Source organism: Marinobacterium rhizophilum (assembly GCF_024397915.1).
Taxonomy (GTDB): domain Bacteria; phylum Pseudomonadota; class Gammaproteobacteria; order Pseudomonadales; family Balneatricaceae; genus Marinobacterium_A; species Marinobacterium_A rhizophilum_A.
In genome coordinates this window covers 3,879,026-3,899,874 of sequence record NZ_CP073347.1, presented here as the reverse complement: position 1 = coordinate 3,899,874, position 20,849 = coordinate 3,879,026, and the positions used below count along the sequence as shown (strand labels likewise).

General features: G+C 56.4%; 21 protein-coding genes. All 21 read right to left on the bottom strand.

Annotated features, from left to right (window positions below):
• Positions 1-8: 8 nt before the first annotated feature.
• Complete coding sequence (gene rpsQ / locus KDW95_RS17560; RefSeq protein ID WP_020682703.1) at positions 9-272, bottom strand: 30S ribosomal protein S17; 264 nt, start codon at positions 270-272, stop codon at positions 9-11.
• A gap of 2 nt (positions 273-274) precedes the next feature.
• Positions 275-466, bottom strand: coding sequence for a 50S ribosomal protein L29 (rpmC, locus tag KDW95_RS17555; protein WP_020682704.1), 192 nt, complete (start codon positions 464-466; stop codon positions 275-277).
• A complete protein-coding gene (gene rplP / locus KDW95_RS17550) occupies positions 466-879 on the bottom strand; it encodes a 50S ribosomal protein L16 (protein ID WP_255853090.1) in 414 nt (137 codons plus the stop codon). Before rplP ends, rpmC begins: the two co-directional genes overlap by 1 nt.
• An 11-nt stretch (positions 880-890) precedes the next feature.
• Entirely contained in the window at positions 891-1,571 is a 681-nt protein-coding gene (gene rpsC / locus KDW95_RS17545) for a 30S ribosomal protein S3 (RefSeq protein WP_255853089.1), read from the bottom strand.
• A gap of 22 nt (positions 1,572-1,593) precedes the next feature.
• Positions 1,594-1,926 (bottom strand): 50S ribosomal protein L22, encoded by a 333-nt coding sequence (gene rplV / locus KDW95_RS17540; protein ID WP_438362339.1) that lies wholly within the window; start codon positions 1,924-1,926, stop codon positions 1,594-1,596.
• Positions 1,927-1,936: 10 nt separating this feature from the next.
• On the bottom strand, positions 1,937-2,215 hold the full coding sequence (rpsS, locus tag KDW95_RS17535; RefSeq protein WP_067386404.1) for a 30S ribosomal protein S19: 279 nt from the start codon (positions 2,213-2,215) through the stop codon (positions 1,937-1,939).
• A 19-nt stretch (positions 2,216-2,234) separates the two neighbouring features.
• Positions 2,235-3,062: a 50S ribosomal protein L2 gene (rplB, locus tag KDW95_RS17530; RefSeq protein WP_255853088.1), complete on the bottom strand. Its 828-nt coding sequence runs from the start codon at positions 3,060-3,062 to the stop codon at positions 2,235-2,237.
• A gap of 13 nt (positions 3,063-3,075) precedes the next feature.
• A complete protein-coding gene (gene rplW, locus KDW95_RS17525; RefSeq protein ID WP_020682710.1) occupies positions 3,076-3,372 on the bottom strand; it encodes a 50S ribosomal protein L23 in 297 nt (98 codons plus the stop codon).
• Positions 3,369-3,974: a 50S ribosomal protein L4 gene (gene rplD / locus KDW95_RS17520; RefSeq protein ID WP_020682711.1), complete on the bottom strand. Its 606-nt coding sequence runs from the start codon at positions 3,972-3,974 to the stop codon at positions 3,369-3,371. The genes rplW and rplD overlap by 4 nt, the downstream gene beginning before the upstream one ends.
• A gap of 12 nt (positions 3,975-3,986) precedes the next feature.
• Positions 3,987-4,625: a 50S ribosomal protein L3 gene (rplC, locus tag KDW95_RS17515; RefSeq protein ID WP_067290737.1), complete on the bottom strand. Its 639-nt coding sequence runs from the start codon at positions 4,623-4,625 to the stop codon at positions 3,987-3,989.
• A 113-nt stretch (positions 4,626-4,738) separates the two neighbouring features.
• Entirely contained in the window at positions 4,739-5,050 is a 312-nt protein-coding gene (gene rpsJ, locus KDW95_RS17510) for a 30S ribosomal protein S10 (protein WP_026291857.1), read from the bottom strand.
• Positions 5,051-5,320: 270 nt separating this feature from the next.
• Complete coding sequence (gene tuf / locus KDW95_RS17505; protein WP_255853087.1) at positions 5,321-6,544, bottom strand: elongation factor Tu; 1,224 nt, start codon at positions 6,542-6,544, stop codon at positions 5,321-5,323.
• A 30-nt stretch (positions 6,545-6,574) separates the two neighbouring features.
• On the bottom strand, positions 6,575-8,668 hold the full coding sequence (gene fusA / locus KDW95_RS17500; protein ID WP_255853086.1) for an elongation factor G: 2,094 nt from the start codon (positions 8,666-8,668) through the stop codon (positions 6,575-6,577).
• Positions 8,669-8,683: 15 nt separating this feature from the next.
• On the bottom strand, positions 8,684-9,154 hold the full coding sequence (gene rpsG, locus KDW95_RS17495) for a 30S ribosomal protein S7 (protein WP_020683899.1): 471 nt from the start codon (positions 9,152-9,154) through the stop codon (positions 8,684-8,686).
• A gap of 142 nt (positions 9,155-9,296) precedes the next feature.
• Entirely contained in the window at positions 9,297-9,671 is a 375-nt protein-coding gene (rpsL, locus tag KDW95_RS17490) for a 30S ribosomal protein S12 (RefSeq protein ID WP_020683900.1), read from the bottom strand.
• A gap of 181 nt (positions 9,672-9,852) precedes the next feature.
• Positions 9,853-14,103: a DNA-directed RNA polymerase subunit beta' gene (rpoC, locus tag KDW95_RS17485; RefSeq protein WP_255853085.1), complete on the bottom strand. Its 4,251-nt coding sequence runs from the start codon at positions 14,101-14,103 to the stop codon at positions 9,853-9,855.
• A 67-nt stretch (positions 14,104-14,170) separates the two neighbouring features.
• A complete protein-coding gene (rpoB, locus tag KDW95_RS17480) occupies positions 14,171-18,271 on the bottom strand; it encodes a DNA-directed RNA polymerase subunit beta (protein ID WP_255853084.1) in 4,101 nt (1,366 codons plus the stop codon).
• Positions 18,272-18,444: 173 nt separating this feature from the next.
• Complete coding sequence (gene rplL, locus KDW95_RS17475) at positions 18,445-18,816, bottom strand: 50S ribosomal protein L7/L12 (RefSeq protein WP_255853083.1); 372 nt, start codon at positions 18,814-18,816, stop codon at positions 18,445-18,447.
• Positions 18,817-18,880: 64 nt separating this feature from the next.
• Entirely contained in the window at positions 18,881-19,378 is a 498-nt protein-coding gene (rplJ, locus tag KDW95_RS17470) for a 50S ribosomal protein L10 (protein ID WP_255853082.1), read from the bottom strand.
• A 251-nt stretch (positions 19,379-19,629) separates the two neighbouring features.
• Complete coding sequence (gene rplA / locus KDW95_RS17465) at positions 19,630-20,325, bottom strand: 50S ribosomal protein L1 (RefSeq protein ID WP_255853081.1); 696 nt, start codon at positions 20,323-20,325, stop codon at positions 19,630-19,632.
• The gene (gene rplK, locus KDW95_RS17460; protein ID WP_255853080.1) at positions 20,325-20,759 is read right to left on the bottom strand and encodes a 50S ribosomal protein L11; all 435 of its coding nucleotides are present in this window, start codon (positions 20,757-20,759) and stop codon (positions 20,325-20,327) included. Before rplK ends, rplA begins: the two co-directional genes overlap by 1 nt.
• Positions 20,760-20,849: the final 90 nt, after the last annotated feature.

Genomic DNA, 20,849 nt, shown 5'->3' with positions numbered 1-20,849 from the left:
GCAATATATTACACCTTCGCTGCGCGCTCTTCAATACGAACCAGCGACCAAGTTTTGGTCTTGGACAGAGGACGGGTTTCCGCGATGGTCACCCAGTCACCGATCTGACACTCGTTCTTATCGTCATGAGCGTGCAGCTTGGTAGAACGCTTGAGATACTTGCCGTAAATCGGGTGTTTCTCTTTGCGTTCAACCAGAACTGTGATGGTCTTGTCCATCTTGTCACTGATAACTTTACCGGTCACAGTGCGAGTACGTTTTTCAGCGCTCATACTTAGTCACCTGCCTTTTCGTTCAGTACAGTCTTAACACGAGCAATGTCGCGACGAACCTGGCTTAGCAGGTGATTCTGTGCCAGCTGACCAGTTGCCTTCTGCATGCGCAGATTGAACTGATCCTTCAGCAGACCCAGGAGTTCCTGCTGAAGTTCATCTACGGATTTCTCCCGCAGTTCTTTAGCAATCATCACATCACCGTCCGCTTAACAATGGTTGTAGCCAAAGGCAACTTGGCAGCAGCAAGCGCGAAGGCTTCAGCCGCCAGAGACTCAGGAACGCCGCTCATTTCGAACAGCACTTTACCCGGCTGGATCTGGGCAACCCAGTACTCAACGTTACCTTTACCCTTACCCATACGAACTTCAAGCGGCTTGGTGGTGATCGGCTTGTCAGGGAAGACACGAATCCAGATCTTGCCGCCACGCTTTACGTGACGAGTCATGGTACGACGTGCAGCTTCGATCTGACGCGCCGTGATGCGACCACGGCCGGTAGCCTTGAGACCAAACTCGCCAAAGCTTACTTTACTGCCGCGCAGTGCCAGGCCGCGGTTGCGACCCTTCATCACCTTGCGGTATTTAAGACGTTTCGGTTGCAGCATTGACGTCTACCTCACTTAGCTTTCTTCTTCGGCGCATTCTTCTCGGCACGCACCTGTTCGATGCCGCCAAGAATCTCGCCTTTGAAGATCCAGACTTTAATGCCGATCACACCGTAAGTGGTGTGCGCTTCGAAGGACGAGTAATCGATGTCCGCACGCAGAGTGTGCAACGGAACACGACCTTCGCGGTACCATTCGGAACGCGCGATCTCGGCACCACCCAGGCGGCCGCCCAGCTGAATCTTGATGCCCTTGGCACCAATACGCATGGCGTTCTGTACCGCACGCTTCATGGCGCGACGGAACATGACACGGCGTTCCAGCTGGCCTGCAATGCTCTGGGCAACCAGAGTAGCGTCAAGCTCAGGCTTGCGTACTTCTTCGATGTTGATGTGCACGGGCACACCCATCATCTCGGAAACAGCGTTACGCAGTTTTTCGACGTCTTCGCCTTTCTTGCCAATTACGATACCCGGGCGGGCAGTGTAAATGGTGATCTTTGCATTCTGCGCCGGACGCTCGATCTCGATGCGGCTAACAGATGCATTGCTCAACTTCTTCTCAAGGTACTCGCGTACCTTCAGGTCGTTAAGCAGTTTGGTGGCATACACGCCCTTGTCCGCATACCAAGTAGAGGTATGGTCTTTAACGATGCCAAGGCGAATACCGGTCGGATGTATTTTCTGACCCATTTGAACTCTCCTAGCTCAGCGCTTAGTCTGCGACCTTAACGGTAATGTGACAGGTGCGCTTGATAATACGATCAGCACGACCTTTCGCACGCGGCTTAATACGTTTCATGCTCGGCGCTTCGTCAACGAAGGCCGTAGAAACGCGCAGATCATCAATGTCAGCACCTTCGTTATGCTCCGCATTCGCGATAGCAGACTCCAGTACCTTCTTAATGATCGCCGCACCCTTTTTCGGACTGAACGCCAGGATGTTCAGAGCTTCGCCCACTGCCTTACCGCGGATCTGGTCTACGACCAAACGAGCTTTCTGGGCGGACAGGCTGGCGCCTTTCAATTTAGCGGCAACTTCCATCACTTATCCCCCATTACTTCTTCTTAGCCTTTTTATCGGCTGCATGTCCGCGGTAGGTGCGAGTAGGAACAAACTCACCTAGTTTGTGACCAACCATGTCTTCGGTAACAAAGACCGGTACATGTTGGCGACCGTTATGAACCGCAATCGTCATGCCCACGAAATTCGGGAAGATGGTAGAGCGACGTGACCAGGTCTTCAAAGGACGCTTGTCATTGCTCTCGATTGCAGCTTCTACCTTTTTCAGCAGGTGAAGGTCGATAAAGGGACCTTTCTTCAGTGAACGTGGCACAGCTGTATCCTCAAGTTAGTTACTTGGCAGAACGACGGCGTACGATCAACTTATCGGTACGCTTGTTCTTACGGGTCTTATGACCTTTAGTCGGCACACCCCATGGAGTAACCGGGTGACGACCGCCAGATGTACGACCTTCACCACCACCATGCGGGTGATCTACCGGGTTCATAGCAACACCGCGAACGGTCGGACGAACACCGCGCCAGCGTTTAGCACCGGCTTTACCGAGCTGACGCAGGCTGTGTTCGCTGTTGCCAACTTCACCCAGAGTCGCACGACATTCGACCAGCACCTTGCGCATTTCGCCGGAGCGAAGACGCAGGGTCGCATAAGTCCCTTCACGTGCTACGAGCTGCGCAGAAGCGCCCGCAGAACGTGCCAGCTGTGCACCTTTACCGGGCTTCAGTTCGATGCAGTGGATGGTAGAACCCACCGGAATGTTGCGCAGCGGCAGAGTGTTACCGACCTTGATGTCAGCATCCACGCCAGAAAGCACAACCGAACCTTCTTTGATACCCTTGGCCGCAATAACGTAGCGACGCTCACCGTCTGCGTATTTCAGCAGCGCGATGTTTGCGGAACGGTTCGGGTCATATTCCAGACGCTCGACCACTCCAGGAATACCGTCCTTGTTGCGACGGAAGTCGACCAGACGGTAATGAGCCTTGTGACCACCACCGATATGACGGGTAGTGATACGTCCGTTGTTGTTACGACCACCGGACTTGCTCTTTTTCTCAACCAGGGGCGCGTAAGGTTTACCCTTATGCAGTTCCTGGTTAACAACCTTGACCAGATGACGACGTCCAGCAGAGGTCGGCTTAGTCTTGATAACTGCCATGATTCAACCCCTTTTATTCGCCAGCCAGGAAATCAATTTCGGAACCTTCGGCCAGGCATACATACGCCTTGCGAACGTCGTTCCGCTTGCCAAGACCGCGTGCAGTACGCTTGGTCTTGCCCTTGATGTTCAGGATGTTGACGCCTTTAACCTTAACGTTAAACAGCGCTTCAACAGCAGTTTTGACTTCCTGCTTGGTAGCAGTGTCTGCCACACGGAAAACGACCTGCTGAGAACCCTCAGCCACGATAGTCGCTTTCTCGGAAATGTGCGGCCCCATTAGCACCTGATAAATACGAGCCTGGTTCATGCCAGTACCTCCTCGATTTTCTTCAGAGCAGGCACAGTTACCAGAACCTTCTCGAAGCCAACCAGGCTGACAGGGTCGATGCCTGCAGCGTCACGCACGTCAACGTGCGGTACGTTACGAGAAGCCAGATACAGGTTCTGCTCAACGTCTTCAGTGATCAGCAACGCGTTGTTCAGTGACAACTCGTTCAGCTTGGCGATGAACTGTTTGGTTTTCGGAGATTCCATAGCGAAATCTTCAACCACAACCAGACGGTCCTGACGCACCAGCTCAGAGAAGATGCAACGCAGTGCTGCGCGGTACATTTTCTTGTTTACTTTCTGAGCGTGATCGCGTGTTTTGGCGGCGAAAGTTACGCCACCGGTGCGCCACAGCGGGCTACGAATGGTACCGGCACGAGCACGACCTGTACCTTTCTGACGCCACGGCTTGGCACCACCGCCAGATACTTCTGAACGGGTTTTCTGGGCTTTGGTACCCTGACGACCACCGGCCAGGTACGCAGTAACGACCTGATGTACCAGCGATTCGTTGAATTCTTTACCAAAAGCCAGGTCGGATACTTCAACCGAACCGGCAGTTCCAGCTAGATTCAGATTCATGTCAACCTCCCCTTAGGCGCCAGCCTTGACAGCCGGTTTAACGATTACGTCACCGCCGGGAGCACCCGGCACGGCACCTTTGACCAACAGCAGGTTGCGTTCAGCGTCAACGCGAACGACTTCAAGGGTCTGAATAGTGACGCGCTCAGCACCCATGTGACCTGCCATTTTCTTGCCTTTCCAGACGCGGCCAGGAGTCTGACATTGTCCAATGGAACCCGGAGCTCGGTGAGACAGCGAGTTACCGTGAGTCGCATCCTGCATGCTGAAATTCCAGCGCTTGATCGCGCCCTGGAATCCCTTGCCCTTGGATTGACCGGTAACATCTACTTTCTGACCTGCTTCGAAGCGCTCAACAGTCAGCGCATCGCCAACGTTGATTTCTTCGTCATTCGACAGGCGGAACTCCCACAAACCGCGGCCGGCTTCAACGCCAGCTTTAGCAAAGTGACCAGCTTCCGGCTTGCTCAGCCGGCTCGCTTTGCAGCCACCAGTGGTGATCTGCACAGCGGTGTAACCATCAGCTTCAATGGTTTTCACCTGAGTCACGCGGTTCGGCTCGACCTCGATGACGGTGACTGGCACGGACACGCCATCTTCAGTGAAGACACGGGTCATACCCGCTTTACGTCCGATTAGACCTACAGTCATGTTTTTAACCTCTTGCCAGTTGTGTACGGGGCTGTTACCCACTACGGCTACCCTTTACAGGGCATTCCACAAACAGCGCTTCATGAATATAAATTAGAATGCGCAGTGCTGAATTAGCCGAGGCTGATCTGCACTTCAACGCCCGCAGCAAGATCCAGTTTCATCAGTGCGTCGACTGTTTTTTCAGTCGGTTCAACGATGTCCAGAACACGCTTGTGGGTACGGATTTCATACTGGTCGCGGGCGTCTTTGTTGACGTGCGGAGAAATCAGTACTGTAAAACGCTCTTTGCGGGTGGGAAGTGGGATCGGACCACGCACCTGAGCACCAGTCCGCTTTGCAGTCTCTACGATCTCCAAAGCGGAAGAGTCGATCAGGCGATGATCAAACGCCTTCAGACGAATTCGAATTTTCTGATTCTGCATTTTGATCACACTTAATCAAAGTTTTTTGAACGGCCGAAGCCGGCATACCCTTCTAGGAAGGGACGCAAATTCTACTCAGGGGCGCAAGCAGCGTCAAGTGAATGCGGTTATTAATTAAACAGCAACAATTACACTCACCCCAGGCAGAACATACCTGTCCGGACTCAACCACAGCTGGGCATCCTGGCCCGACATCTTCATGCCCGTCCCGGGCATAAAAAAAGACCCTCCGAAGAGGGTCTTTCTTCACCTCAGATCAGAGAACTGATCTTAGGCGATGATTTTAGCTACAACGCCGGCACCAACGGTACGGCCGCCTTCGCGAATCGCGAAACGCAGGCCTTCTTCCATGGCGATCGGGTTGATCAGGGTAACAGACATCTGCACGTTGTCACCCGGCATTACCATCTCAACACCTTCCGGCAGCTCACAGGCACCGGTGATGTCCGTGGTACGGAAGTAGAACTGCGGACGGTAGCCTTTGAAGAACGGAGTGTGACGTCCGCCTTCTTCCTTGCTCAGTACGTAGACTTCGCCTTCGAACTGGGTGTGCGGCTTGATGGAACCCGGCTTGCACAGTACCTGACCACGCTCAACGTCGTCACGCTTGGTGCCACGCAGCAGCGCGCCAACGTTCTCGCCTGCACGACCTTCGTCCAGCAGCTTGCGGAACATTTCCACACCGGTGCAAGTCGTGGTCTGAGTGTCACGAACACCGACGATTTCGATCTGGTCGCCGACTTTCAGGATGCCACGCTCTACACGACCGGTAACAACAGTACCGCGACCGGAGATGGAGAACACGTCTTCCACCGGCATCAGGAACGGCTGATCGATAGCACGCTCAGGTTCCGGAATGTAGGAGTCCAGAGTCTCAACCAGCTTCTTGACAGCAGTGGTGCCCAGCTCGTTGTCGTCTTCGCCGTTCAGCGCCATCAGCGCGGAACCTGCGATGATCGGAGTGTCGTCGCCCGGGAACTCGTAAGTATCCAGCAGCTCACGCAGCTCCATTTCAACCAGTTCCAGCATTTCAGCGTATTCTTCAGAATCAACGCCGCCGCAATCTTCAGCCAGCAGGTCAGCCTTGTTCAGGAAGACAACGATGAAAGGTACACCAACCTGGCGAGACAGCAGGATGTGTTCGCGCGTCTGCGGCATCGGGCCGTCAGTGGCGCCACATACCAGGATAGCGCCGTCCATCTGGGCCGCACCGGTGATCATGTTCTTGACGTAGTCGGCGTGACCCGGGCAGTCAACGTGCGCGTAGTGGCGAACCGGAGACTCGTACTCAACGTGCGAAGTCGCGATGGTGATACCGCGCTCACGCTCTTCAGGAGCATTGTCGATACCGTCGAAGGCAACGGCTGCGCCGCCCCATACTTCAGAACAAACGCGCGTCAGCGCGGCTGTCAGAGTGGTCTTGCCGTGGTCGACGTGACCGATGGTGCCGACGTTGACGTGCGGCTTGTTACGTTCAAATGCTTGCTTACCCATTACGAATACCTCTTGATCAATTAGGCGTAATTATTTCTGGTTGATAACCGCTTCTGCAATGTTTGCAGGCGCTTCAGCGTAGTCATCAAACTCCATGGAGTAGGTCGCACGACCCTGGGTTGCCGAACGCAGATCGGTTGCATAACCGAACATTTCGCCCAACGGCACCTGAGCGCGAATAACCTTGCCACCGGTGGTGTCGTCCATACCCTGAACGAGACCACGACGACGGTTAAGGTCACCCATCACGTCGCCCATGTAGTCTTCCGGAGTCACGACTTCGACTTTCATCATCGGCTCCAGCAGGCAGGGGCTGGCTTCCTGAGCGTATTTTTTCAACGCCTGAGAAGCTGCGATTTTAAACGCCATCTCGTTGGAGTCAACCTCATGGAAGGAACCGTCGTACAGACGTGCTTTCAGGCCAATCAGCGGGTAGCCCGCGATAACGCCGTTCTTCATCTGTTCTTCGATACCCTTCTGGATCGCCGGAATGTATTCCTTCGGAATAGATCCACCCACGATCTCGTTCAGGAACTCCAGACCTTCTTCATCAGACGGGCTGAACTCCACAACAACGTGACCGTACTGACCGCGACCACCGGACTGACGGGCAAACTTGTGGTTTGCTTCGACGGTCTTGCGGATCTTCTCGCGGTAGGCAACCTGCGGCTTGCCGATGTTCGCTTCAACCTTGAACTCGCGACGCATGCGGTCAACGAGGATGTCCAGGTGCAGCTCACCCATGCCAGAGATGATGGTCTGGCCGGATTCCTGATCGGTTTCAACGCGGAAAGAGGGATCTTCCTGGGCCAGCTTGCCCAGTGCGATACCCATTTTTTCCTGGTCAGCCTTGGATTTCGGCTCAACAGCAACAGAAATTACCGGCTCCGGGAATTCCATGCGCTCGAGGATGATACGGTCATCCAGGCTGCACAGGGTGTCACCGGTGGTAACGTCTTTCAGGCCGATCATGGCAGCGATATCGCCAGCACGAACTTCCTTGATTTCTTCACGGCTGTTGGCGTGCATCTGCACCATACGGCCGATACGCTCTTTCTTCGACTTGACAGAGTTGATAACACTGTCGCCGGAGTTCAGGACGCCGGAGTAAACGCGTACGAAGGTCAGAGTACCAACGAAGGGGTCGGTCGCAATCTTGAACGCCAGAGCGGAGAACGGCGCGCTATCGTCCGCTTCGCGGGTTCCGATAGTCTCGTCCTTGTCATCCAGGGTACCTTCGATCGCCTTGACTTCAACCGGCGAGGGCAGGTATTCGATAACAGAGTCCAGCATGAACTGAACACCCTTGTTCTTGAACGCGGAGCCGGCCATCATCGGCACGATTTCGTTGCTCAGGGTACGGGCACGCAGACCGGCCTTGATTTCTTCGACGGTCAGTTCAGTACCTTCAAGGTACTTGTCCATCAGTTCGTCAGAGGCTTCGGCGGCGGCTTCAACCATCTGCTCGCGCATTTCTTCAGCACGCGCCTGCAGGTCGGCCGGGATATCTTCCAGCTCGTAGGTCATGCCCTGGTCGGCTTCATTCCACATGATGGCCTTCATGCGAATCAGGTCAACAACACCCTTGAATTCGTCTTCAGCACCGATCGGCAGGTTGATCGCAACAGGAACAGCACCCAGACGCTTCTTCAGCTGGTCAACAACCATGTAGAAGTCAGCGCCGGCACGGTCCATCTTGTTGACGAATACCATGCGTGGAACTTCGTACTTGTTGGCCTGGCGCCATACAGTCTCGGTCTGCGGCTGCACACCGGAAGAGGCGCACAGTACAACCACGGCACCGTCGAGTACACGCAGGGAACGCTCTACTTCGATCGTGAAGTCAACGTGCCCCGGGGTGTCGATGATGTTGACGCGGTGCGGTTCGAACTGCTGGTTCATGCCGGCCCAGAAACAGGTGGTCGCAGCGGACGTGATAGTAATACCACGCTCCTGCTCCTGCTCCATCCAGTCCATGGTGGCGGCACCGTCGTGTACTTCACCGATCTTGTGAGAAAGACCTGTGTAGAACAGTACACGTTCGGTAGTGGTGGTCTTACCGGCGTCTACGTGCGCACAGATACCGATGTTACGGTAGCGTGCTATAGGAGTTTTACGAGCCACGACTCTATCCTCAGTTTAGAAACGATAGTGAGCAAAAGCCTTGTTGGCTTCGGCCATACGATGTACGTCTTCGCGTTTCTTAACAGCGGCACCACGACCTTCGGCAGCATCGACCAGTTCGCCCGCCAGGCGCAGGGCCATGGACTTCTCGCCACGCTTGCGCGAGTACTCTACCAGCCAGCGCATGGCCAGGGCGTTACGACGCGAGGGGCGGACTTCAACAGGGACCTGGTAGGTAGCACCACCAACACGACGGGATTTGACTTCGACCATCGGCTGTACGGTTTCCAGGGCTTTTTCGAAGATTTCCAGCGGGTCAGCCTTGGTACGTTCCTGGATCTTGTCAAGCGCACCGTAGACGATCTTCTCGGCGACAGATTTCTTGCCGCTGACCATCAGGTGGTTGATGAATTTTGCCAGAGTTTTGTTACCGAATTTAGGATCCGGCAGGATTTCGCGCTTTGCAGCGACGCGTCTTCTAGGCATTGATAAGCCCTCAATTCAAAAAAAGGTCTTCAGGTTAACTCAGGATATGCCGCTCATGCGGGTTCGCCTGACCTTACTCTTACCGTGTCCGGTCTAGCCCGATAGCCAATTGCGCTACAAAGCCTCGCCGTAATGACGACGATTAAGATTTAGGACGCTTGGTACCGTACTTCGAACGACCCTGTTTGCGGTCGTTGACGCCGGAGCAGTCCAGAGCACCACGTACAGTGTGGTAACGCACACCCGGCAAGTCTTTTACACGGCCGCCGCGAATCAGCACGACAGAGTGTTCCTGCAGGTTGTGGCCTTCACCACCGATGTAGGAAGTCACTTCGAAACCGTTGGTCAGACGCACACGGCAAACCTTGCGCAGTGCCGAGTTCGGTTTCTTCGGTGTAGTGGTGTATACACGAGTACATACGCCACGACGCTGCGGACAAGCCTGCAGAGCAGGAACGTCGCTTTTTTCAACAGCGCGTTTGCGTGGTGCACGCACCAGCTGGTTGATAGTTGCCATTAAGCAAACTCCACGTTTTCACGTATTAATGGATAAACACCAAAAAGCCGGAGCCAATTATCCGTGCAAAATGCTTAAAGCACCCTGCCCGGCAGCTGGTTCCAGCACAAAGGGGCCGGAATTTTAATCAATTCCGACCCCTGTCGTCAATTACTGGCCAAAAATTACCCAGACGGGCACTTTATTCAGAATCCGACAGTGACGCATTCAGCGCTTCGGTCAGTGCCTGCTGCACTTCTTCCGCACTCACGGTCGCCGTACCGGGTTGAGCCTGGGCTACACGCTTGCGCTTGCGCTCGCGGTGATACGCCAGACCGGTACCGGCCGGAATCAGTCGACCAACAACAACGTTTTCTTTCAGACCACGCAGGTAGTCTTTCTTGCCTGTTACCGCACCTTCGGTCAACACACGGGTGGTCTCCTGGAAGGAGGCCGCGGAGATGAAGGATTCGGTCGCCAGTGATGCCTTGGTAATACCCAGCAGCACTCGCTCGAACTTCGCCGGAATCTTGCCTTCGGCTTCCAGCGCAGCGTTTTCTTCTGCCACGGCGCTGAACTCGACCTGCTCACCCGGAATAAAGGTGGAGTCGCCGGAGGTCAGGATCTCGACCTTGCGCAGCATCTGGCGAACGATAACCTCGATGTGCTTGTCGTTGATCAGTACGCCCTGCAGACGGTAAACGTCCTGGATCTCGGCCACGATGTACTTGGCCAGCTCACCCACACCCAGGATGCGCAGAATGTCGTGCGGGTTGGACGGACCGTCGGAGATGACCTCACCCGTTTCAACCTGCTCGCCTTCGAAGACGTTCAGGTTACGCCACTTCTGCATCATGATTTCGAACGGATCACCATCGGCCGGCGTCAGCAGGATGCGACGTTTGCCCTTGGTTTCCTTGCCGAAGGTCATGACACCGGAGATTTCTGCCAGGATCGCAGATTCTTTCGGCTTGCGCGCCTCGAACAGGTCGGCAACGCGCGGCAGACCACCGGTGATGTCCTTGTTGACGCTGCCTTCCTGCGGAATACGCGCCAGTACATCACCGACCGCCACTTCTGCACCGTCGGCCAGGTTAAGGATCGCCTTGGGCGGCAACAGGTACTGTACCGGAGAGTCGGTACCCGGGTGCATCATGTCGCTGCCATCGCTATTAAGCAGCTTGATCATCGGACGGATATCCTTGCCCGCCTGCGGACGGTCCTTGGCTTCCAGTACTTCAATGGAAGACAGGCCGGTCAGTTCGTCCTGCTGGCGCTTGACGGTGACACCGTCGTCCATGCCATGGAACTGCAGGCGACCCGCGCCTTCGGTGATGATCGGATGCGTATGCGGATCCCAGTTGGCAACGATGTCGCCCGGATTCACAATGGCGCCTTCCTTGACCTTGATCACGGCACCGTACGGCAGCTTGTAGCGCTCGCGCTCACGGCCGTGCTCGTCGGTCACACCCAGTTCGCCGGAGCGGGAGGTAGCAACCAGTTTGCCATCCAGGCGCTCTACGAACTTCAGGTTGTGCAGACGGACTTCACCACCGTTCTTCACCTGAATGTTGTCAACAGCCGCCGCTCGCGATGCCGCACCACCGATGTGGAAGGTACGCATGGTCAGCTGGGTACCCGGCTCACCGATGGACTGGGCTGCTATAACACCCACGGCTTCACCGCGGTTAACCAGGTGACCACGACCCAGGTCGCGACCGTAGCAGGCAGAACAGATACCGTGGGTTTCGTCACAGGTAATGGCAGAGCGCACCACGATCTCGTCGATCGAAGAGTAACGTTCGTCGCTTTCCAGACGGTGTACCCAGGCTTCGTCGATCAGGGTACCGGCATCGATCAGCACATCCTTGCCGGACGGGTCCAGGATATCCTTGGCCACAACACGACCCAGCACACGATCGCCCAGACGCACGACGACGTCTCCGCCTTCGATCAGCGGCGTCAGCAGCAGACCGTTTTCGGTGCCACAGTCTTCGTTGGTGATGACCAGATCCTGCGCCACGTCGACCAGACGGCGCGTCAGGTAACCGGAGTTCGCCGTTTTCAGTGCCGTATCCGCCAGACCCTTACGCGCGCCGTGGGTCGAGATGAAGTACTGCAGTACGTTCAGACCTTCACGGAAGTTCGCGGTGATCGGCGTTTCGATGATCGAGCCATCCGGCTTGGCCATCAGACCACGCATACCCGCCAGCTGACGGATCTGGGCGGCGCTGCCTCGGGCACCGGAGTCGGCCATCATGTAAACCGAGTTGAAGGATTCCTGGATCAGGTCCGCGCCTTCGCTGTCCTTGACGATCTCGCCATCCAGATCCAGCACCGGCTCGGTCTTCAGGTTGTCCATCATGCGCTTGGCCAGCACTTCGTTGGCACGGGACCAGATGTCGATAACCTTGTTGTACTTCTCGCCCTGGGTCACAAGACCGTCGGCGAACTGGCGTTCGATTTCCTTAACTTCGGCTTCGGCTTCGTCGATGATCAGGACTTTCTCGTCCGGAATAACGAAGTCGTTCACACCGATGGAGGAGCCGGACACAGTTGCCTGACGGAAACCGGTGTACATCAGCTGGTCGGCAAAGATAACGGTATCTTTCAGACCGCAGCGACGGTACGCCTCGTTCAGCAGGCGGGAGATTGCCTTCTTCTTCATCGACTGGTTAACCAGCGAGAACGGCAGACCCTTGGGCACGATAGCGAACAGCAAGGCACGACCAACGGTGGTCTCCTTGATTTCTGTACGCTCTTCGACGTTGCCTTCGATGTCGTTGATGACCTCGTGGATACGCACCTTGACGCGGGCCTGCAGGTCAACCTGCTTGGCGCCGTGGGCGCGGGCCACTTCTTCGATGTCCGCGAAGGCCATGCCTTCACCCAGAGCGTTAACGCGCTCACGGGTCATCCAGTACAGACCCAGTACCACGTCCTGGGACGGTACGATGATCGGCTCGCCGTTGGCGGGCGACAGGATGTTGTTGGTGGACATCATCAGGGCACGGGCTTCAAGCTGCGCCTCGATCGTCAGCGGTACGTGTACCGCCATCTGGTCACCGTCAAAGTCGGCGTTGTAGGCCGCACAAACCAGCGGGTGCAGCTGAATGGCCTTGCCTTCGATTAGTACCGGCTCGAACGCCTGGATGCCCAGACGGTGCAGTGTCGGTGCACGGTTGAGCAGCACCGGATGTTCGCGGATAACTTCGTCCAGGATATCCCAGACCAGCGGTTCTTCGCGCTCAACCATCTTCTTGGCCGCCTTGATGGTGGTGGCATAGCCACGCAGCTCAAGCTTGGAGAAGATAAACGGCTTGAACAGTTCCAGCGCCATTTTCTTGGGCAGACCGCACTGGTGCAGGCGCAGGTACGGCCCGACCACGATAACGGAACGGCCGGAGTAGTCGACACGCTTGCCCAGAAGGTTCTGACGGAAACGACCCTGCTTACCCTTGATCATGTCGGCCAGGGATTTCAGCGGGCGCTTGTTGGAACCGGTGATGGCACGGCCGCGACGACCGTTGTCCAGCAGTGCATCGACCGCTTCCTGCAGCATGCGCTTCTCGTTGCGCACGATGATATCAGGTGCGTTCAGATCCAGCAGGCGCTTCAGACGGTTGTTGCGGTTGATGACGCGACGGTACAGATCGTTCAGATCGGAGGTCGCGAAACGGCCGCCGTCCAGCGGTACCAGCGGACGCAGGTCCGGCGGCAGCACAGGCAGCACGCTCATGATCATCCAGGCCGGGTTGTTGCCCGACTTGTAGAAGGACTCCATCAGCTTGAGACGCTTGGACAGCTTCTTGATCTTGGTTTCCGAGTTGGTCGCCGGGATCTCTTCGCGCAGCTGCTGGATAGTTTCTTCCAGGTTAATGGACAGCAGCAGCTCCTGCACGGCTTCGGCACCCATGCGGGCATCGAAATCGTCGCCGAATTCTTCCAGCGCTTCGAAGTACTGTTCGTCATTCATCAGCTGACCGCGCTCAAGCGTGGTCATGCCCGGATCGATAACGACGAAGGATTCGAAGTACAGCACGCGCTCGATGTCGCGCAGTGTCATGTCCATCATCAGGCCGATACGGGACGGCAGGGATTTCAGGAACCAGATGTGAGCAACCGGGCTCGCCAGTTCGATGTGACCCATGCGGTCACGACGGACCTTGGCCAGGGTGACTTCAACGCCACACTTCTCACAGATAACACCGCGGTGCTTCATGCGCTTGTACTTGCCGCACAGGCACTCGTAGTCCTTTACCGGGCCAAAGATCTTGGCGCAGAAAAGGCCTTCGCGCTCGGGCTTGAAGGTACGGTAGTTGATCGTTTCCGGCTTTTTAACTTCACCGAATGACCAAGAGCGGATCATTTCCGGTGAAGCCAGGGAGATCTTGATCGAGTCGAACTCGTCAGACTGTCCCTGGGACTTCAGCAGATTCAGCAAATCTTTCATGTTCGGTGGCCCCTCGCGGAGTAGTGGGCAGGCGCGCGCAGCGCCCGCCACGTGATTGTGTTAATCCTTAATCGTTCTCAAGCTCGATATCGATACCGAGAGAACGAATCTCCTTGATCAGCACGTTGAAGGACTCCGGCATGCCCGGTTCCATCTGGTGGTTACCATCGACGATGTTTTTATACATCTTGGTACGACCATTGACGTCATCGGACTTGACGGTGAGCATTTCCTGCAGGGTGTAGGCAGCGCCGTACGCCTCCAGGGCCCAGACCTCCATTTCACCGAAGCGCTGGCCACCAAACTGCGCCTTACCACCCAGCGGCTGCTGGGTAACGAGGCTGTAGGAGCCGGTAGAACGCGCGTGCATCTTGTCGTCTACCAGGTGGTTCAGCTTCAGCATGTACATGTAACCCACGGTCACCTTGCGGTCGAATTTCTCGCCGCTGCGACCGTCAAACAGGGTCGACTGACCGCTCTCGTCAAGGCCCGCCAGGCGCAGCAGGGTCTTGAGTTCGACTTCCTTGGCACCGTCAAACGCCGGTGTCGCGATCGGCACACCGCCCTTGAGGTTGTGGGCCAGGTCGAGAATCTCGGCATCGCTGAAGTCTTCCAGACCTTCGTGGCGGCAGGCCTTGCCCGCGCCGTGATCGCCGTTGTAGATCTCGCCCAGGAAGGCACGCAGGTCCTTGACCTTCTCGGCCTTGGCGCGCTCGACTTCCAGCATCTCGTTGATCTTGCGACCCAGCCCCTTGGCGGCGGCACCCATGTGGGTTTCGAGAACCTGACCGACGTTCATGCGCGACGGTACACCCAGCGGGTTCAGTACGATGTCGACCGGCTCGCCGTTCTCGTCGTAAGGCATGTCTTCAACCGGCATGATAACGGAGATAACACCCTTGTTACCGTGACGGCCGGCCATCTTGTCGCCCGGCTGTACGTGGCGCTTGGTTGCGACGTAAACCTTGACGATTTTCAGGACGCCCGGTGCCAGATCGTCGCCGGTCTGCAGCTTGCGCTTCTTGTCTTCGAAGCGCTTGTCGAGGTTCTCGCGACGCTCTTCCAGCTGCTTGCGCGCCAGCTCGAGCTGCTCGGAGACGGCTTCGTCGGACACACGGATCTTGAACCATTCGGAGTGTTTGAGGGCACCCAGGAAGGACTCGGTGATTTCCTCGCCCTTGGCCAGACCTGCGCCACCGTCAGCCTTGAGGCCAACCATGACCTTGGCCAGACGTTCGAAGGTCGCCTGTTCGACGATACGGAATTCGTCGTTAAGGTCCTTGCGGATGGCGTTCAGCTCGCTCTTCTCGATGGACAGCGCGCGCTCGTCCTTGGGTACACCGTCACGGATGAAGACCTGGACATCGATAACCTTGCCGATGGTGCCGGTCTTGACGCGCAGGGAAGTATCCTTAACGTCGGACGCCTTCTCGCCGAAGATCGCACGCAGCAGCTTTTCTTCCGGCGTCAGCTGGGTTTCACCCTTGGGGGTTACCTTGCCGACCAGGATGTCGCCAGGACCCACTTCAGCACCGATATGAACCACGCCGGACTCGTCCAGCTTGGCCAGGGCGGATTCACCGACGTTGGGGATGTCGGAGGTGATTTCCTCTGGTCCCAGCTTGGTGTCACGCGCCACACAGGTCAGTTCCTGAATGTGGATGGTAGTGAAGCGATCTTCCTGTACCACACGCTCGGAGATGAGGATGGAGTCCTCGAAGTTGTAACCGTTCCAGGGCATGAAGGCGATGCGCATGTTCTGGCCCAGGGCCAGTTCGCCCATGTCGACGGACGGACCGTCAGCCATGATATCGCCACGCTGCACCAGATCACCCGGGCGCACGATCGGGCGCTGGTTGATGCAGGTGTTCTGGTTGGAACGGGTGTACTTGGTCAGGTTGTAGATGTCGACGCCGGCATCACCTGCCTGGACTTCGTCATCGTGTACACGGACCACGATACGGCCGGCATCCACCGACTCGATCTCGCCGCCACGGCTGGCCACCACGCAAACACCGGAGTCGGACGCAACATTGCGCTCCATGCCGGTACCGACCAGCGGCTTGTCGGCGCGCAGTGTCGGTACAGCCTGACGCTGCATGTTGGAACCCATGAGGGCGCGGTTGGCGTCATCGTGCTCGAGGAACGGGATCAGGGATGCAGCAACGGAGACCACCTGGCGCGGTGATACGTCCATGTACTGGATCTTGTCCGGCGCCATAACGGTAAATTCGTTCAGGTGACGCACGGCAACCAGGTCGTCGACCAGGCGCTTGTTCTCGTCCATCGTGGCCGAAGCCTGGGCGATGACGTACTTGTTCTCTTCAATCGCCGACAGGTAATCGACATCGTCGGTCACCTGGCCGTCGATAACGCGACGGTACGGCGTCTCGAGGAAGCCGTAGTCATTGGTGCGGGCATAGACCGCCAGCGAGTTGATCAGACCGATGTTCGGACCTTCAGGGGTCTCGATCGGGCAGACACGACCGTAATGGGTCGGGTGAACGTCGCGGACTTCGAAGCCGGCGCGCTCACGGGTCAGACCGCCTGGGCCCAGTGCGGAGACACGACGCTTGTGCGTGATCTCGGACAGCGGGTTGTTCTGGTCCATGAACTGGGACAGCTGGCTGGAACCGAAGAATTCCTTCACCGCCGCCGCTACCGGCTTGGCGTTGATCAGGTCCTGCGGCATCAGGTTCTCGGACTCTGCCATGGACAGACGTTCGCGCACAGCACGCTCAACGCGGACCAGGCCGACACGGAACTGGTTCTCGGCCATCTCGCCCACGGAACGGATACGGCGGTTACCCAGGTGGTCGATATCGTCGACAACACCGTTGCCGTTGCGGATATCGATCAGGGTTTCCATGACCGCCAGGATATCTTCCTTGCTCAGCACGCCGGGACCGGTGATTTCGTCACGGCCCAGTCGACGGTTGAACTTCATGCGGCCCACACCGGACAGGTCGTAGCGCTCGTCGGTGAAGAACAGATTCTCGAACAGAGACTCGGCCGACTCTTTGGTCGGCGGCTCGCCCGGGCGCATCATGCGGTAGATTTCGACCAGCGCTTCGATCTGGCTGCGAGTGCTGTCGACACGCAGCGTCTCGGAGATGAAGGAGCCGCAGTCCAGGTCGTTGGTGTACAGGGTTTCGAAGGCATCCAGGCCCACGGCACGCATCTTGTTCACCAGATCTTCGGTGATTTCGGCGTTGCACAGGGAGATGACTTCACCGGTGGCCGGATCAACGACGTCTTTCGCCATTGCCTTGCCGACCAGGTATTCCATCGGCACTTCCAGCTCGGTCATGCCGGCCTGTGCCATCTTGCTGATGTGGCGCGGCGTGATACGACGGCCAGCCTCAACCACCACGTTGCCTTCGGGATCCTTGATCTCGAACGACATGGTTTCACCACGCAGACGCTCCGGCACCAGCTCCATGCGGATGCTGTCGTCGGTCAGGGTCCAGTTGGTGTTGTTAAAGAAGATCTCGAGGATTTCTTCTGTCTGGTAACCCAGGGCGCGCAGCAGGACGGTCGCAGGCAGCTTGCGGCGACGGTCGATACGGACGAACAGGTTATCCTTGGGATCGAATTCGAAGTCCAGCCAGGAACCGCGGTAAGGAATGATACGCGCGGAGTACAGCAGCTTGCCGGATGAGTGGGTCTTGCCCTTGTCGTGATCAAAGAACACGCCAGGTGAGCGGTGCAACTGGGAAACGATAACGCGCTCGGTGCCGTTAACGACAAAGGTGCCGTTATCGGTCATCAGCGGCATTTCGCCCATGTAAACTTCCTGCTCCTTGATGTCCTTGACCGCTTTGGTGCTGGATTCGCGATCATAGATCACCAGGCGCACTTTGACTCGCAAGGGTGCGGCATAGGTCACGCCACGCATCTGGCATTCTTTTACATCAAAAACCGGCTCACCGAGACGATAGCCCACGTATTCCAGCGCAGCATTGCCGGAATAGGACTGGATCGGGAATACGGAATTGAATGCAGCGTGCAGACCTTCTTCGCGACGCTCGCCCGCGTCTCCACCAAACTGCAGGAATCGACGGTAGGAATCGAGCTGGATAGCCAGCAGGTAAGGCACATCCATGACTTGTGGCAGCTTGCCAAAGTCCTTGCGGATGCGTTTCTTCTCAGTATATGAATAAGCCATCAGTGTTCCCCAGCATGTGCACCAAGTTGCGAACCAGCCCAGAAGGGAACCTTCCGGTCTGTATCACCGTCATTTATTTGCTGTCTATAAATAACGGAAAAAGGCCGGTGGCGATTCGCCACCAGCCATAGCACTTTGAACAGCTTTAAGCCGCTCTGAATGCATAGACGCTATTACTTGAGCTCGACAGCGGCGCCAGCTTCTTCCAGCGCTTTCTTCAGCGCTTCAGCGTCGTCCTTGCTCAGGCCTTCCTTAACGGTAGAAGGAGCAGTATCAACCACTTCCTTGGCTTCTTTCAGGCCCAGGCCTGTAGCAGCGCGGACAGCCTTGATGACGTTAACTTTCTTGTCGCCAGCAGCGGTCAGAATAACGTCGAATTCAGTCTGTTCTTCAGCAGCGGCAGCAGCGTCGCCAGCCGGGCCAGCTACAACTGCAGCAGCAGCGGATACGCCGAACTTTTCTTCCATGGCGGAAACCAGTTCAACAACGTCCATTACAGACATTTCAGCGATTGCGTTGAGGATATCTTCTTTAGTCAGAGACATGATTCAGTTCCTGAAAATCTTGAGCGATTGCTCGTAAAATCGGTTAACAAAGCGGCTGAGAAACTCAGGCGGCTTCCTGTTCTTCTTTCTGGTCACGAACGGCGGCGATGGCACGTACCAGCTTGCCGGCTGCAGCTTCTTTCATGCAGCTCATCAGCTTGGCAAGGGCTTCATCGTATGTCGGCAGGCTTGCCAGCATCGCGATGTCTACCTTGTTGCCTTCAAAGGCAGCGGCCTTCAGCTCGAACTTGTCATTGCTCTTGGCGAACTCACGCAGGATGCGCGCACCGGCACCCGGGTGTTCGTTAGAGAATGCAATGATGGTCGGGCCAACAAAAGTGTCGTTCAGACACTCGTAGGCAGTACCTTCGATCGCACGGCGGGCCAGGGTGTTACGCACAACCTTCAGCCATACGCCATTGTCACGAGCCAGCTGGCGAAGTTCTGTCATCTTCCCAACGGTAACACCGCGGGAATCGGCAACGACGGCCGACAGAGCATTCTGAGCAGCTAGCTGGACATCGGCAACGATCGCCTTTTTGTCTTCTAGTCCTAATGCCACGATTAACTCCTGGATTGAGTCTTTCGACTGTTTACCAACAACTGCGTCCTGTCATGCAGAACCCAGCTTGAGCACGGTGGTTTTATAGATCCAAGGTTTGAATCTCACCGTCTGCGCAGGCCGGCAAACCATTAAGGTAACGCTTGCATCGACAACATTCTGATGCAGGCATTACCACCTGCGGTCTTTGACGGCCTTCGTATCTGTTTACCAGGTCACGAAGACCCTCAAAAAACCTTTCAAGGGGCGACTTAAACGCTCAGGGAAGCCTGATCGATAGTCAGACCCGGGCCCATGGTAGTGGACAGGGTCACTTTCTTCACATAAACGCCTTTGGAAGAAGCCGGCTTCAGCTTCTTCAGGTCAGCGATCAGTGCTTCAATGTTTTCTTTCACGGAACCGGCAGCGAAGTCAGCCTGACCCACGCCTGCGTGGATGATACCGTTCTTGTCAGTACGGAAGCGCACCTGACCGGCCTTGGCGTTCTTGACAGCAGAAGCCACATCCATGGTAACGGTGCCGACTTTCGGGTTAGGCATCAGGCCACGCGGACCCAGTACCTGGCCCAGCTGACCGACGACGCGCATGGCATCCGGAGTGGCGATGACAACACCGAAGTCCAGGTTACCGGCCTTGATGGATTCAGCCAGATCTTCGAAACCAACGATGTCTGCGCCGGCAGCCTTGGCTTTCTCGGCATTTTCACCCTGGGCGAAAACGGCAACGCGTACAGTCTTGCCAGTACCGTGCGGCAGTACGGTGGAACCACGTACAACCTGGTCGGATTTACGCGGGTCAACACCCAGGTTGACAGCAACATCGACGGACTCTTTGAACTTCACGGTGGACAGTTCAGTCAGCAGTGCAACCGCTTCATCGATAGAGTACTGCTTGGTGGAGTCAACTTTTTCGTTGATCGCTTTGCGACGCTTGGACAAAGTAGCCATTATTCATCACCCTCTACTACAAGACCCATGCTGCGGGCAGAACCCGCGATGGTGCGAACGGCCGCATCCATGTCACCGGCAGTCAGGTCCGGCATCTTGGTGGTCGCAATCTCTTCGAGCTGCGCACGCGTCACGCTACCGACTTTGTCGGTGTTCGGACGGCTGGAGCCGCTCTTCAGGCCCGCTGCCTTTTTCAGCAGAATGGACGCCGGAGGTGTCTTGGTGATGAACGTGAAGCTGCGGTCGCTGTATACAGTGATAACAACCGGAGTCGGCAGACCGGGTTCGATACCCTGGGTCGCGGCGTTGAACGCCTTGCAGAATTCCATGATGTTTACGCCGTGCTGACCCAGCGCAGGACCGACTGGCGGGCTTGGGTTAGCCTGACCAGCTTTTACCTGCAGCTTGATATAAGCATTAATCTTCTTAGCCATTAAGCTACTCCTTCAGGGTTCAAACGCCTCTCGGCTCCCCATTCTCGACAATGGAAAGCCCCGGCCGTGCAAGCACGACCAGGGCGTTCC